Origin of the sequence: Idiomarina sp. Sol25 (assembly GCF_033052775.1) — a bacterium.
GTDB lineage: Bacteria > Pseudomonadota > Gammaproteobacteria > Enterobacterales > Alteromonadaceae > Idiomarina.
Map to the genome: position 1 here is coordinate 211815 of NZ_JAUPEW010000001.1, position 15642 is coordinate 227456.

The 15642-nt window shown below is 47.2% G+C and carries 13 protein-coding genes; 1 reads left to right on the top strand and 12 read right to left on the bottom strand.

Going from position 1 to position 15642, the window contains the following annotated elements:
- Positions 1-47 precede the first annotated feature (47 nt).
- The gene (tsaA, locus tag Q5L94_RS01005; protein ID WP_317496640.1) at positions 48-755 is read right to left on the bottom strand and encodes a tRNA (N6-threonylcarbamoyladenosine(37)-N6)-methyltransferase TrmO; all 708 of its coding nucleotides are present in this window, start codon (positions 753-755) and stop codon (positions 48-50) included.
- A gap of 211 nt (positions 756-966) precedes the next feature.
- Here tsaA and Q5L94_RS01010 point away from each other — a divergent pair, with 211 nt between their 5' ends.
- Positions 967-1608, top strand: a complete 642-nt coding sequence (locus Q5L94_RS01010; RefSeq protein WP_317496641.1) for a hypothetical protein — start codon at positions 967-969, stop codon at positions 1606-1608.
- Here Q5L94_RS01010 and rcsF read toward each other — a convergent pair.
- From rcsF to Q5L94_RS01065, 11 genes are all read right to left on the bottom strand, one after another.
- Positions 1605-1901 carry an Rcs stress response system protein RcsF gene (gene rcsF, locus Q5L94_RS01015; protein ID WP_317496642.1) on the bottom strand — a complete coding sequence of 99 codons (297 nt, stop codon included), beginning with the start codon at positions 1899-1901 and terminating at the stop codon, positions 1605-1607. The genes Q5L94_RS01010 and rcsF overlap by 4 nt on opposite strands.
- Positions 1902-2083: 182 nt before the next feature.
- Entirely contained in the window at positions 2084-2500 is a 417-nt protein-coding gene (locus tag Q5L94_RS01020; RefSeq protein ID WP_317496643.1) for an H-NS family nucleoid-associated regulatory protein, read from the bottom strand.
- A 324-nt stretch (positions 2501-2824) separates the two neighbouring features.
- Positions 2825-4474, bottom strand: a complete 1650-nt coding sequence (locus tag Q5L94_RS01025) for an electron transfer flavoprotein-ubiquinone oxidoreductase (RefSeq protein ID WP_317496644.1) — start codon at positions 4472-4474, stop codon at positions 2825-2827.
- A 17-nt stretch (positions 4475-4491) separates the two neighbouring features.
- Positions 4492-6708, bottom strand: coding sequence for a putative bifunctional diguanylate cyclase/phosphodiesterase (locus Q5L94_RS01030; protein ID WP_317496645.1), 2217 nt, complete (start codon positions 6706-6708; stop codon positions 4492-4494).
- A gap of 3 nt (positions 6709-6711) precedes the next feature.
- Positions 6712-8655: an acetoacetate--CoA ligase gene (locus tag Q5L94_RS01035; RefSeq protein WP_317496646.1), complete on the bottom strand. Its 1944-nt coding sequence runs from the start codon at positions 8653-8655 to the stop codon at positions 6712-6714.
- 22 nt (positions 8656-8677) lie between these two features.
- On the bottom strand, positions 8678-9577 hold the full coding sequence (locus Q5L94_RS01040; RefSeq protein WP_317496647.1) for a hydroxymethylglutaryl-CoA lyase: 900 nt from the start codon (positions 9575-9577) through the stop codon (positions 8678-8680).
- Between the two features lie 32 nt (positions 9578-9609).
- On the bottom strand, positions 9610-11580 hold the full coding sequence (locus Q5L94_RS01045; protein ID WP_317496648.1) for an acetyl/propionyl/methylcrotonyl-CoA carboxylase subunit alpha: 1971 nt from the start codon (positions 11578-11580) through the stop codon (positions 9610-9612).
- Positions 11581-11594: 14 nt separating this feature from the next.
- Entirely contained in the window at positions 11595-12380 is a 786-nt protein-coding gene (locus Q5L94_RS01050) for an enoyl-CoA hydratase-related protein (protein ID WP_317496649.1), read from the bottom strand.
- A 16-nt stretch (positions 12381-12396) separates the two neighbouring features.
- On the bottom strand, positions 12397-14004 hold the full coding sequence (locus Q5L94_RS01055; protein WP_317496650.1) for a carboxyl transferase domain-containing protein: 1608 nt from the start codon (positions 14002-14004) through the stop codon (positions 12397-12399).
- Positions 14005-14019: 15 nt separating this feature from the next.
- Entirely contained in the window at positions 14020-15189 is a 1170-nt protein-coding gene (locus tag Q5L94_RS01060; RefSeq protein ID WP_317496651.1) for an isovaleryl-CoA dehydrogenase, read from the bottom strand.
- The gene (locus tag Q5L94_RS01065) at positions 15186-15605 is read right to left on the bottom strand and encodes a MerR family DNA-binding transcriptional regulator (RefSeq protein WP_317496652.1); all 420 of its coding nucleotides are present in this window, start codon (positions 15603-15605) and stop codon (positions 15186-15188) included. The genes Q5L94_RS01060 and Q5L94_RS01065 overlap by 4 nt, the downstream gene beginning before the upstream one ends.
- Positions 15606-15642: the final 37 nt, after the last annotated feature.

Genomic DNA, 15642 nt, shown 5'->3' on the forward strand with positions numbered 1-15642 from the left:
GAAATTAGAGCGAAGTTTAGCAGTGTCTGACTCAGCCCAAAAGCCTTTTACAGCTGTTTTAATGAGATTTCTTCAACAAAAACGGTGTTTTGTTGTACATACCAGCGAATATTGTAATTCAAAAGCGCTGTGCCGTAATTTCTCTGATTTTCCTGTGACTTATGGTAAGCGGGTCTGGGGTCCTGTCTTAGTACCTCAGTAATCAGCGCTTTAAGCTCAGGAGTGCGCTCTGACTCTCTGGTAAGAGTCGATTCCGCAGCCTCCAAAAATTTCACCTTTAAGCTTTCTTCCGGTTTTTGCTGAGCAAACCCTGCTTGAGCGTCACTAATGGCGTCTACATAGGGAATGTAAGGTTTTATATCAACAATAGGGGTGTTATCCACTAAGTCAGCTCCGCGTACCGTCAACACCACCTTAGGTTCGGTTTCTACTGCAACTAACTCAACCACAGATAAGCCTAATTGATTCGGCCGAAAGGGCGAGCGGGTGGCAAAGACGCCCAGCTGTTCATTACCGCCAAGCCGGGGCGGGCGAACGCGCTCTTGCCACGAACTGTGCTGATGAAACTCGAAGGTTAACCAAAGATGAGAGAACTGCTCTATTCCCGCTATGGCTTGTGCATGTTGGTAATTTCCAACTAACTCAATCTGAGCCAATGCAGAGGGGGCCAAACCAGGTTGCCGGGGAACACTAAACTTTTCGGGAAAAGGCGTACGAATGATAGCGATGGGTGTTAATTGCTGCTGGCTTTTCATTCTGCCTCCGCTAGTGAATATCCAAAACTGTGGTAGCCAATTTCACCACATAGTTTGCAAATTCACTAACCACTAAAATTAAAGATATCTTAACCGCATGATTTTAAATAGTTTTTATTTTTGGCACAGGCGTTGCAAAAGCTAGTCATAAGCAACTTTTAGTGCTTTAGGGGTTAGCATGAATACCTTTAATAACAATAGGAAAAGAAAAATGATGAAACACAAAATTTGGCCTTTAACTTTAGGCTTTATTGGTTTGGTTACGGTAAGTACAGCTGCGTTTTCTGCTGAAAGTGAACGTACGTTAAGTAGCAGTTACATCGTTAGCGACGACACCGAAATTCATTTAGACGCAACAGTGGGAACGGTTGAGCTAAATGTAACCGACGGTGATACGGTTGGAATTGAGCTTCTTGTAGAGTCGGATGACGACGGCTGGTTTGTCGGTGGTGGTGAGCTCGACAAAGTGATTATAAAAGGTGAGCGAGACGGGAATCGTCTGGAGATTTCTGCTACGCCGGATGACGACATGTCACAACACTGGATAGTATCGGTACCGCGTAGCCGGTTGCTGGAGATAGACCTCGGTGTTGGGCAGATTGAAGGTGACGTACCATTCAACGATTTAAAAGTTGATTTAGGTGTTGGTGATGTATCTTTGAATCTGGCGAAGGGAAACTACAAGCAGGTAGAAGCTTCAGTAGGAGTCGGCGATACTAGTTTAAAGAACTTCGGTAATACTCAGGAAGACAGAATGATAGTGACATCTGAGTCGCGTTATCAGGGTAATGGCTCTGTCAGAGTTCAGGTGGAAGTTGGCGTTGGCGACGTGACCTTGAAACAAGGTCATTAATCACGCCACTGAACAGCACGACCTACGCAGCTGACTTCACTGTAACAGATGGAGTCGGCTTCGGGCTTAAAAGAAAAGCACTGAGTGCTGATAACCGCATGAGCTTTAAACCGCGCAGCGTCTTCCCGCAGGGTTTTAACTGCATCGTTAGCTGAGGCTTCTGCGCCTTTAAATTGTCGCTGGCAGCTTTCACCATTTACAATACTGATTAATTCGTATGCGCGCGATGGCTTATCGTCGTCACGGTAAATTTCAATGTCACCTGAATCGATCCGATGAGACCCTCCTGACATCTGAGGTAAGATGCTACAGGCAGAAAGGCCGAATAATGGCGTTAATACGAATGCTATGAAACGATAGCGCAATGTCGATCCTTGCCAGTTTGAATTTTCTATAGCCTAATCAAGCTGAGCCTATTGTTCAACAAAAAGCGTAATCAATACTCCCTATTCGTATCGATTACGCCGTATTTATGCTATTTAATTAAAAACCTTTCTAAGGGCGTGCCACTATCAACGGCCGTTTTTATGGCTTTTGGCATGCGTCCCTGGCCCGTCCAGGTTTGTTTCTCGCCATTTTCGTCAGTGTATTCGTATTTAGGAGGCTTAGGTGCTCGTTTTTTACGAGTAGTTTTAACAATAGGTTCGCCACCCAGCTCTTGCTCTAATATATCGGATAGCTCAATACCGGCATCAGCCATGGCATTTTTAAATTCATTAATCTTTTTCTGCTTTGCTTCGCTCTTGCGTTGCTTTTCAGCCTCTTCTTCACGACGCTGAGAAATAACAGAATCCAATTTAGCTTTAATACTTTCCAGCTCGTTTAAGTCCAGTTCTTTTAATGCGGCTTTTAAACGGCGTTCGTGACGAAGAATGTTAATGACTTCACTCATTTTTTGCTTACCTTATTTGATTGCTTAAATATTGGTTTCTCTTCATTGTAGCTGTTATTACAGTTTAAGTTGAAACTTCTTTTTATTGAATAAGTACATAGAAATAGAGGGAATGGATTAAAGCCACAGTCTAGTGTTATTTATTAACAATTATTTATAATTACTATCAATACTGCTCTCGCTTCCTTTGTGTGCTTCATTTGCAAGTAAATCTATCACTTAAATAAGTCGAAAAATTATAATTTTCAGTTCCAAAAACGAAAAAACACCAAAACATTTATCATGCTTTGGTGTTTTTTGTTATTCATTTTACGAAGTGTTTATTTACATATTAGGGTAGGTAGGTCCGCCGCCACCTTCAGGTACAACCCAGGTGATATTTTGGCTAGGATCTTTAATATCGCAAGTTTTACAATGTACGCAGTTTTGCGCGTTAATTTGAAAAACTTGTTTACCGTCCTCTTCAACAACTTCATAAACCCCAGCAGGGCAATAGCGTTGTGCAGGCTCCGCATATTTCGGCAAATTGACCTCTAATGGAATATTAGCGTCACTAAGCTTTAAATGGCAGGGTTGATCTTCTGCGTGATTAGTATTCGACAAAAATACCGATGACAGACGGTCAAATGTCAGTTTATTATCTGCTTTTGGATAGTCGATTTCCGTATAGTTTTCGGCTTTACCTGTCGCTTTATAATCTGGCGTCCACTCTTTAAATTTAAAGGGTAATTTACCGCCAAACCAATTTTGATCGACCATATTGTAAGCGCCACCAAGTATTGTGCCTAACTTATGTACAGCACCACCGAAATTGCGTGAGCGATACAATTCATCAAATACCCAGGACTTTTCAAACGCCTCTTTGTAGCGGGTAATGTCGTCGTTGGCTTTACCATTTTTTAGCTGTTCAAATACACATTCAGCAGCCACCATCCCCGACTTCATTGCGGTATGGTTTCCTTTAATTTTGGCAAAGTTTAAGGTGCCTGCGTTACAGCCAACCAGCAAACCTCCGGGAAAGGTCATTTTCGGTAACGAATAATAGCCACCTTTCGCAATAGCACGCGCGCCGTAGGACACTCGCTTACCATTTTCTATAACTTGCTTAATAGCCGGGTGAGTTTTGAACCGCTGAAACTCCTGAAATGGGTTCAGGTAAGGGTTAGCGTAGTTAAGATCAACAATAATACCTAAGTAAACTTGTCCGTCTTCGGCGTGATAAAGATAACCCCCGCCAGTAGCATCACTGTCGGTTAATGGCCAGCCGGCGGTATGAACCACTTTGCCGGGCTCGTGCATGTCTTCTGGCACATCCCAAATTTCTTTAAAGCCTAAACCGTAATGTTGCGGGGTGCTGTCTTTGTCCAGTTCAAACTTGCTAATCAGCTCTTTGCCTAAATGACCGCGACAACCTTCTGCGAATAAGGTGTACTTAGCACGCAGTTCCATGCCCGGCATATAGCCGTCTTTTTCGCTGCCGTCTTTAGCAACGCCCATGTCTCCGGTTTGAATGCCGGCAACACTGCCATCATCGTTATACAGAATTTCAGAGGCCGCAAATCCCGGGAATATTTCAATACCCAGTTGTTCGGCTTGTTCTGCCATCCAGCGACACAGGTTACCCATACTGGCAATGTAGTTGCCTTTATTATGGAAGGTTTTAGGGACACTAAAGTCCGGCAGGCGACTGTGGTTATTTTCGTCTTTTAGCAATAAAACATCATCGCCGGTAACTTCGGTATTGAGCGGAGCGCCGCGATCTTTCCAGTCAGGGAAAAGCTCGTTCAGGGCTCGTGGTTCAAACACCGCGCCGGATAAGATATGAGCGCCGATATCAGCACCTTTTTCAACCACGCATATCATGAGCTCTTGCTCATTTTCCTGTGCGAGTTGTCCGAGTCGACAAGCGGTTGCCAGCCCCGAGGGGCCCGCACCGACTATAACGACGTCAAATTCCATGCTTTCGCGTTCCACGTTAACCTCCACTATATTCAGGCTATCTGGATAGGGATAAGCCCTTTATACTGCTGCAATAGTTCAGTGATTTGCCGCGCCGGAACCGGTCTACTGAAAAGAAAGCCTTGTCCGGTACTGCATTCACGTTGTAATAAAAATTCGACTTGTTCTTCGGTTTCAACACCCTCAGCAACCAATTGCAGATTTAAATTACGTGCCAGACTAATAATGGCCTGGGTAATGGTTGCGTCGTCTTCGTTGTGTGGTAAATCTCTGACAAAAGAGCGATCTATTTTCAACGAAGTAACCGGGAAATTCTTTAAATATGACAGTGATGAATAGCCCACACCAAAATCGTCTATAGCCAGTGACATTCCCTGTTCACGCACCGAGTGCATGAAGCGGGTATGAGACTGAATGTTTTCTATAAACACTTGCTCAGTTAGCTCTAATTCTACTTTGTTTGGCGGTATCTGGGCTTCGTTCACCCGTTCCATAATGTCATCGACCAAATCAGCTAAGTGTAGCTGCTTTCCTGATATATTGATGGCAATGCTCAATTCTTCGAAGCCAAGTTGGTGCCATTGCTTTAATTGGAGAAAGGCTTCTTCCATCACATATTCCGATATTGGAATAATGAGGCCGGTATCTTCAGCCAGTGGAATAAACTCATCCGGAGGAATGATACTGCCATCGTCATCAACCCAGCGAACCAGAGCCTCCAAACCACTGATACGGCGACTACCAAGTTCGACTTTAGGCTGGTAATAAACGGTAAGCTGCTGCTTGGAAACGGCATGGCGTAGCCGTTTAACCAGCTCCAGTTTTTTGGTCAAGTCACGATGAATGGCTTTATCGTAAACTTTATAGGTATTGCGGCCATGTTCTTTTGCCTGATAAAGCGCAGTGTCTGCATTACGAATAAAGTATTCAGCGTTGAAATCGGCATCATCCGCAAAAGTGACGCCAATAGAGGCACTAATAAAGAGCTCATAGACGTCCACGAAAAAGTGCGTGTCGAGCGCCTGAAGCAGCTGTTCCGACAGCTTAATAACACTTTCACGACTATCAGGCTTTGCTATTGCCAGTAAAAACTCATCACCGCCGGCTCTTGCCAGAACACTACCTTTAGGCGCTAATTTTGTGATGCGCCGCGCAACCCGGCGTAGCAATTCGTCACCAACTGTATGACCCAATGCGTCATTGACCTCTTTAAACCTATCTAAATCAATAAACAACAAAGCGGCTTTTTTGTAGGGTGACTCGGTTTCTAACCACTCACCCAGAATGCGTTTTAAGGCGTTTCGGTTTACAAGGCCGGTAAGAGAATCATGTTCGGCAAGGTAAGCCATTTGCTTTTCAATGCGTTCGCGCTCATCAATTTCACTATAAAGTTCAATATTGGAATCGGCGAGCTGCTGTGCCTTAAAGCGGCTTTGACTTAAAATATAAAGTACAAAAGTTAGCATGCCAGTGACGAGTAAGCCGGCAATTAACGCAGCTACCGAAATGCCCCCACGGAGTTGCTCCAGGTGATCAGCGGTTGGCCAGACTGAGAGCTCCCAGCTATTCCCCACCAATTGCAGTGAATGAAAATGCGACCATTCTTCGCGTAATGAGGTATCGCCGGCAAATTGATACAGTATGTCGTTGTTACTGCGAACACTGAGTTGGAAGCCTTCACTGATGTTGCTGCGCACAACATTATTAAACAGGCTTTGCAGACTTATCACAAACCCCAGAAAGCCGTGGGTTTGCTCTTGCTCTACACGGACAAAAATAGCTATGTCGCTGCTAATACGGCCTAAATTTCCGGCAGGGCCCATCATCGCATGACGGTTTCCTTCAGACGTTTTTAATTTTTCCAGCAATGGCGTCTTAGCAAAAGGCGTTCCCAGTAGCTCAGGCTGCCCGTTTGGAGGGTAAATAAGCTCAATATCCAGTTCATCATTGAGCCAAGTGATGCCTTTTACGTTCTGATAGTAAAGAGTCACGATATCGGCGTTGTCTTTCCAGCGTTCTTCTATAGAAAGAGCATTGCGTTCCCACTCGCGCGCCAACAGTTCAGCTACAAATAAATGAGAGACCAGGCTTTGCCGAATGTCTCGTTGCAAGTTGTAAGTTTCCGCTTCGAGGGCATCGTGGACAACTTGATTTTCCTGATAACGCAAATAGCTAAAAGCGGTAACCGTAATAACCAAACCAACAAGGGCTGCTATAACAGCCTGCCGTGATCCGTGCAGGAACATCATGGATTAACGCAACTCCTCTCTATCACGGAAGTAATCCAGTGCCTCTGGGTTTGCCAGAGCATCCGTGTTTTTCACGGGCTCACCGTGAATCACATTACGTACCGCTAATTCGACTATCTTACCGCTTATAGTACGGGGTATGTCGTCAACCTGCAAAATTACAGCAGGTACGTGCCGTGGAGTCGCGTTAGCACGAATGGTTTTCGCAATGGTTTGGCGAAGTTCGTTATTTAGTTCTCTGCCGTCTCTGAGTTTTACAAAGAGAACGACGCGTTCGTCATCTTCGTACTGCTGACCGACAGCAATACTCTCCAGCACGTCATCAACCTTTTCTACCTGACGGTAAATTTCAGCGGTGCCAATACGCACGCCGCCCGGGTTAAGAACGGCATCGGAACGACCGTAAATAATAACGCCGTCATGCTTGGTGAGCTCGGCAAAGTCACCATGTGCCCAGGTATTTTTAAATCGATCGAAATACGCATTAAAATAACGCTCGCCATTCTCGTCGTTCCAGAAGCTTACGGGCATGCAGGGGAACGAATTTTCGCAAACCAGTTCACCTTTTTCACCTTTAACCGGTTTTCCGTTCTCGTCATAAACGTTAACGGCTAAACCAAGGCCCCGGCATTGTAGTTCGCCCCGGTAAACCGGCAGAATAGGGCAGCCAAGGGCAAAGCAGGAGACAATGTCTGTACCACCTGATATTGAGGAAAGACACAGGTCTGTTTTAATGTCGCGGTAAACGTAGTCAAAGCTTTCTGGAGGTAGTACCGACCCCGTGGTTAAGATGCTGCGCAGGTTTTCCAGGTTATGACTTTCTCCCGGTTTAACGCCTTCTTTCTCAAGCGCTGCTAAATACTTGGCACTGGTACCAAATACGGTAATGCCTTCTTCGTCAGCTACGTCCCATAAAAACTCAGGCTCAGGCGCAAAGGGCGAACCATCGAATAAGGTTAGGGTCGCGCCCACAGCCAGACCACTGACCAGCCAGTTCCACATCATCCAGCCGCAGGTGGTGAAGTAAAACAGATTGTCGTCACGGTCTAGGTCGGTATGCAGACCGTGCTCTTTTAAGTGCTGCAATAAAGTACCGCCCGTACCATGAACAATGCATTTAGGAACGCCCGTAGTGCCCGACGAAAACATAATATAGAGGGGGTCATTAAAGTTGCGCGGAGCGAAATCTATCTGTGTTTGTTCGGCATCTCCAAAATCGCTCCATGAAAACACATTGTCGCCTTCTATACGGTCTTTTTGTTGACTGAAATTAACCAATGCCGTGGCTTCAATGCTTGGAATTTGTTTGATGATATCGGCGGTTTTGTTTTTTATATTGATGTTTTTGCCGTTATAAAAATAACCATCAACAGTAATCAGAACTTTAGGCTCTATCTGACCGAAACGGTCAAGTACGCCCTGAACGCCAAAGTCTGGCGAGCAAGACGACCAGATAGCGCCGATACTGATGGTTGCCAGCATACCAATGATGGTTTCAATGCAGTTAGGCATCATGGCAGCAACACGGTCACCGGCTTCAACTCCCCGTTGGCGTAAGCCTTCGGCGAAAGCAGCAACTTCGTGGTTGAGTTCGGCATAAGTTAGCTGTTGGCGTGTGCCATTCTCACCGCGAAAAATTAGAGCAATATGGTCGTCTTTATGACGCAGCAGGTTTTCGGCAAAATTTAGGCTGGCATCAGGAAACCACTGAGCGCCGGGCATCTTTTCTTTATCGGTGACTATCGTAGTGCCTTTTTCACCAATAACATCAAAGTAGTCCCATATCATAGACCAGAAACTTTCGTCGTTGTCGACGGACCACTGATAAAGGTCGTGGTAATTGGCCAGCGCGGCAGATTTTTCGGTATTCACTTGTTGTAGAAAGTCTGTCATGCGGGCATTAGCAATGGTATCTGCTGACGGTTGCCATAAAGCTTCTGAAGTCATTTTAATCCCCTTATTTTGCTAATTAAGCTTTTGCCAATTCTGCTATTGCGACCTGAGAGCGAGCGCCGTGCGATAAATGCTGGCAAATACCGGCTCCGGCCGCGATTAACTTGTTCAGGTCAATACCGGTTTTTATGCCCATACCATTTAACATGTAAACCACATCTTCAGTGGCAACATTGCCACTGGCGCCTTTAGCGTATGGGCAGCCACCCAGACCAGCTACGGCTGAGTCAATAGTTGCAACGCCTAGTGGCAGGCAGGCTATGATATTAGCCAAAGCTTGCCCGTAAGTATTGTGAAAATGCAGCGCTAGCCTGTCCATGGGGACTTTCTCTGCAACAGCGGCAAGCATTTCCTGGGCTTTTAACGGCGTACCGACGCCTATGGTGTCGCCCAGCGATATTTCATAACAGCCCATGTGGTATAAGGCTTCTGCAACTTTAACCACATTTTCTAGCGGAACTTCACCCTGGTAGGGGCAACCTAAAACGCAGGAAACATAACCTCTGACGGGAATGCCTTTTTCTTTAGCTGCGGCAATAACTGGCTTAAAACGCTCCAGCGACTCGTCGATACTGCAGTTAATGTTCTTTTGGGTAAAAGCTTCCGACGCTGCACCGAACACTGCGACTTCGTCCATGTCGGCTGCAACTGCCGCTTCAAAGCCCTTCAAATTTGGCGTTAGACCGGCGTAAGTGACTCCCGGGCGACGTTTAATCTGCTCCATAACGGCAGTGCTGTCAGCCATTTGTGGCACCCATTTGGGGCTGACAAAGCTGGCACTTTCGATATAAGAAACGCCGGCTTCTGCCAGCGCTCCAATTAAGGCAACTTTTGCATCAACAGAAACAGCAGTTTCATTTTGCAAGCCGTCACGAGGACCAACTTCGACGATTTTTATCTGTTCTGCAATAGCCATAGTCACTCCTGATCACTTCTGATTATTTTTTATTATTCGGTTTCGTTCACTGCAAGCAGTTCATCGCCGTCACTGACCAAATCTCCTGCGGCGAAAAAGACATCGGTGACTTCACCTTCATGGCCAGCTTTAATGGTGTACTCCATTTTCATGGCTTCCATAATGACCAACGGCTGATCTTTCTTGACCGTGTCACCTTTTTCAACCAGTACTTCCATGATGGTTCCGTTCATTGGGGCAACGTGACCACCGTGAGCCGCTTCATCCGACAGCGTATCAGCCACACGGTGTCGATGGAAAGTCATAGGGCCGTTATCAGTGAATACCGTAATTTGCTGGTGGTCGGCACTGACGTAGCGATGATAGCGCATACTACCGGAAGTTAGCGTGAGTTTGTCGTCGGTTAAAGACGCCTGCCATTGTATGCTTTCGTTATCAATTTGCTGCAGGAATTCTCCGTTAGCGCCTTCGACTAGTGAAATAGGGTAAGTTTCTTCGCCGAATTGCAGTGAAACTGTATGTGTGGCTGCTGAGTTCATTCTAAACGCATTACCACTTTGCCATGGTGAACTGCCTCGTTGCTGTTGGCGCTGACAAATATCAAATAAAGCCGCTTCCGTCGCAATTTGCTGATAATTCACTGAACTATCGGGCAGCAACTCCTCTTGATGTTGTTGAATAAACTCAGTAGTGAGGTTGGTCTTCACAAATTCGGGATGTGAAGCTAAACGATGTAAAAAGTCGACGTTAGTCGTTAAGCCGGTTAAACGATATTCACGCAAAGCCTTTTGCAGACGCAACAGGGCGCGGGTACGGTCGGTGTCCCAGACAATCAGTTTGGCTATCATTGGGTCATAGAAAGCAGATATCTCGTCGCCTTCTTCAATGCCGGTGTCAATGCGGATGCCGTTCTTTTCTGCAGGCGTGCGTAAATGTTTAATAGTACCAGTGCAGGGCAAGAAATCGTTGTCCGGATCTTCGGCGTAAATCCGTGCTTCGAATGCGTGACCGTTTACTTGAATGTCATTTTGCGCCAGAGGTAGTGGTTGACCTGAAGCGACCAGCAATTGCCATTCGACTAAATCCTGGCCGGTGATCATTTCCGTAACCGGATGCTCAACCTGTAAGCGAGTGTTCATCTCCATGAAGTAGAACTCGCCACTTTGATCAAACAAAAACTCAACCGTTCCAGCACCAACATAATCTATTGCCTGGGCTGCGCGAATTGCAGCTTCGCCCATTTCTGTGCGCGTTTTTTCAGTCAATGCCGGAGCAGGGGCCTCTTCAAGCACCTTTTGGTGACGGCGCTGCACCGAACAGTCGCGTTCTGCCAGGTAGACGGCGTTACCATGTTCATCGGTAAACACCTGAATTTCCACGTGGCGAGGGTTACGAATAAAACGCTCCATCAGCATTTTATCGTTACCAAAAGAGGACTTCGCTTCGCGTTTGGCGGAATTCAGGGCGTCGTCGAATTCGCCCATGTTTTCTACCACACGCATACCTTTACCACCGCCGCCGTACGCCGCTTTTAGTAGTAATGGGAAGCCAACTTTTTCAGCTTCGGCTTTTAGCGTTTCAATATCCTGTTCGCTGCCGTGGTAACCCGGAACCAGAGGTACACCGGCGTCCTGCATAATGGATTTAGCCGCGCTCTTAGAGCCCATAGCGGCAATAGACGATACCGGTGGTCCCACAAAAATGATGTTGTTCAGCTCACATTGGTCAGCGAAGTCTTCGTTCTCTGAGAGAAAACCATAGCCCGGGTGAATGGCTTCAGCACCGGTTTGTTTAGCGGCGGCGATAATTTTATCGGCACGCAGATAACTGTCAGTGCTGGCTGCAGGACCAATATGTACGGCCTGATCCGCCAGCTTAACGTGGCGTGAGTTGCGGTCGGCATCGGAGAATACCGCTACGGAGCGAATTCCCATTTTCTTTGCTGTGGCAATAATACGACAGGCAATTTCACCACGGTTCGCAATCAATAATGTTTTGATCATAATGAGACCTGTTGTTAACTCTGTTTAAGCCAGGCGGCGGGGCGTTTTTCAAGAAACGCACTGAGTCCTTCCTGGCCTTCGTCCGACACGCGAATTTCGGCAATGGCTTTAATGGTATGTTCACGTACGTCTTTATCAATTGGACGTGAACCAACATTGCGGATCAGTTGCTTACAGGCGGTTACCGCTTGTGGACTATTCGCTAGAAGCGCGTCTAGTAGTTTGTTTAACGGCTCTTCAAAGCTTTCTACAATTTCGTTGACCAAACCTAGCTCTTGCGCTTTGTCGGCAAAGAAGCGCTCAGCGGTCAGCATATAGCGGCGTGACTGGCGCTCACCAATAGTACGCACAACATAAGGACTGATAACTGCCGGAATAAGCCCAATTTTGACTTCACTCAAGCAGAAGCTGCTACGCGGTTGTGCCAGTACAATGTCACAGCAAGCGGCAAGGCCTACTGCGCCACCAAAGGCCGCACCTTGGACTAACGCGATACTGGGCTTGCTAAGCAAGTCCAGGCGTTCCATTAGCAGGCCAAGCTCACCGGCGTCATCCACGTTTTGCTGGTAGTTTTTATCCGCCATTGAGCGCATCCAGTTCAGATCCGCACCGGCAGAAAAGTTTTTGCCCTCTGAGCGAAGCACCAGCACTCTCGCGCTGGCACTTTCTTCCACCTTTTTTAACGCCTGTAGCAGCTCTGCAATCATCACATCGTCAAATGCGTTGTGAACATCCGGGCGGTTTAACGTCAGTGTCGCAACGCCCTGATCGTTGATATTGAGTTCTGTGTATTTTGCCATGGTTAATAACCTCCGATTACATGCGAAAGACGCCGAAGCGGCTGTCTTCAATCGGTGCATTTAATGAAGCGGCAAGGCTTAATGCCAGAACTTCGCGCGTTTGTGCCGGGTCAATAATGCCGTCGTCCCATAAGCGTGCTGACGCATAATAGGGGTGGCCCTGTTTATCGTACTGCTCGACAATGGGCTTTTTAAGTTCTTGTTCTTTTTCTTCACTTAAGCTTTCGCCTTTGCGGGCTAAGTTGTCTTTGGTTACCTGCGCCATAACGCCAGCAGCCTGTTCACCGCCCATAACAGAGATACGGGCATTCGGCCACATAAACATCATGGTGGGATCATAAGCGCGGCCACACATGCCATAGTTACCAGCACCGTAGCTACCGCCGATTAACACAGTAAACTTAGGCACTTTAGCGCAGGAAACCGCCATAACCATTTTCGCGCCATGCTTGGCAATGCCCTCGGCCTCGTACTTTTTACCGACCATAAAGCCGGTAATGTTTTGTAGAAACACCAGTGGAATTTTGCGCTGGGCACAAAGCTCAATAAAGTGGGCGCCTTTTTGTGCCGACTCAGAGAACAAGATGCCGTTATTCGCGACAATACCGACGGGGTAGCCATCAATGCGGGCAAACCCCGTCACCAACGTATTACCGTAGTTGGCTTTAAATTCGTCGAAGTCTGAGTCATCAACAATGCGCGCAATCACTTCGTGAACGTCATAAGGTTTGCGTAGGTCGGTGCCGACAATGCCGTATAACTCTTTTGCATCGTAACGCGGTGGCTTAGCCGGTTGACGATCCAGTTTGGTTGGTTCACCGCGGTTAAGGCGTGCGACCGAGCGGCGCGCTAAGGCTAAGGCGTGTTCATCGTTGTGAGCGAAATGATCCGCAACACCGGAAATGCGTGTGTGCACGTCGGCACCGCCAAGCTCTTCGGCTGACACTTCTTCGCCCGTTGCTGCTTTAACTAACGGTGGACCTGCAAGGAAAATAGTGCCTTGCTCTTTTACTATGACGCTTTCATCGGCCATAGCCGGCACGTAAGCGCCACCGGCAGTACACAGGCCCATAACCACAGCAATTTGTGGAATGCCTTTGGCAGACATATTCGCCTGATTAAAGAAAATGCGACCAAAGTGCTCTTTGTCCGGGAAGACTTCATCCTGACGGGGCAGATTAGCGCCTCCGGAGTCCACCAGATAAATACAAGGCAGGTGACAACGCTCGGCAATTTCCTGGGCACGCAGATGCTTTTTCACGGTCAGCGGGTAATAGGTGCCGCCTTTGACGGTGGCATCGTTGGCGATGATCATACACTCAGTGCCTTCAACCTGACCAATACCGGCAACTACACCAGCAGAAGGAACGTAGTCTTCGTAACATTCCCAGGCCGCAAACTGACCGACTTCCAGAAACGGTGAACCCGCGTCCAGCAGTTTATTAATACGGTCGCGGGGCAATAACTTACCCCGGGACAAATGGCGTTCCTGATACTTAGGCCCGCCACCCTGATGAATTTTTGCCGCTTTTTCCTGCAGGTCGTTAACGACGGCCTGCATAGACTCGCTGTTAGCTGCAAATTGTGCATCGCGGGTGTTGATTTTACTGGATAAAATCGCCACGGCGTTGCCTCCTTATTATTTGGATTCAGTGAACAGTTCGCGACCAATAAGCATGCGGCGAATTTCCGATGTACCAGCGCCGATTTCATAAAGCTTCGCGTCGCGCAGCAGGCGTCCTGTGGGGTATTCGTTAATGTAGCCGTTGCCGCCTAATAACTGTATAGCGTCCAGTGCAAGTTGGGTGGCCAGTTCTGCGGCGTAAAGAATCGCTCCGGCGGCATCTTTACGGGTGGTTTCGCCACGGTCGCAAGATTGAGCCACGGCGTAAACATAGGCACGCGCCGCATTGGTGCGAGTGTACATATCAGCAACTTTGCCCTGAATTAGCTGGAATTCGCCGATTTCTTTACCGAACTGTTTACGATCATGAATATAAGGCACGCAAGTATCAAGGCAGGCCTGCATAATGCCTAAAGGGCCTGCAGCAAGAACGGCACGCTCGTAATCAAGACCACTCATCAATACTTTAACGCCTTCGTTTAGCTCTCCCAAAATGTTTTCTTCAGGGACTTCTACGTCTTCGAAGACCAGTTCACAGGTATTTGACCCACGCATACCCAGCTTGTCGAGTTTTTGCGCCTGGCTGAACCCTGGTGTGTCTTTTTCAACGATAAAGGCGGTAATGCCCCGAGAGTTTTTCTCCGGTTCGGTTTTTGCGTAAATTACGAAGACATTAGCTTCCGGACCGTTAGTGATCCACATTTTATTGCCGTTCAGAATGTACTTGTCGCCTTTCTTCTCCGCGCGCAGCTTCATACTGACTACATCAGAACCCGCATTAGGTTCACTCATAGCTAAAGCGCCAACGTGTTCACCGGTGCATAACTTAGGCAAATACTTTTGTTTTTGTTCTTCGTTACCGTTGCGATGAATTTGATTAACACAAAGGTTTGAATGGGCACCATAGCTTAAGCCAACTGAGGCAGAAGCACGGCTAATTTCTTCCATAGCAATAACATGTTCAAGGTAGCCCATGCCGGAACCACCGTATTCTTCGGCAACGGTTAAGCCCAGCAGACCCATGTCGCCAAGTTTTTGCCATAAGTCGCCGGGAAATTGATTTTTTTCATCAATTTCTGTGGCGCGTGGGGCGATTTCATCACGCGCGAAGGCATTAACTTGTTCACGGATCATATCGGCTGTTTCGCCGAGACCAAAATTAAAGGTGGTATATTGACTGATCATAACGACTCCTGAGAATGAACTTCTGAAACTGACGACTGAATGTTCTCGAGCTCGTCCTGACAACGCTGCTCCAGACCACTGAGCTCGGTCAGTAACACATTAATATCTTCCATTTGTTGCTTGAGTGAGTGTTTCTTCTCACTGACCAGCTCAAGTACCTTTTCGAGCTGGGCCGCACTGCTGTTATCCGCGTCGTAAAGTTCGAACAAACGACCGGTTTCGGCCAGTGAAAAACCGAGTCGTTTGCCGCGTAGAATCAGCTTTAAACGAACCCGGTCTTTGTTGGTATATATGCGTTGTTGCCCTTGGCGTCTGGGGGAAAGCAAGCCTTCGTCTTCGTAAAAACGAATGCTGCGGGTGGTAATGTCAAATTCTTTTGCCAGTTCGCCAATAGTGTAGGTCACTTTATTGTTCATCGGTACTTGCTTTTTGGTTGTCCTAAGATCTAAGCTT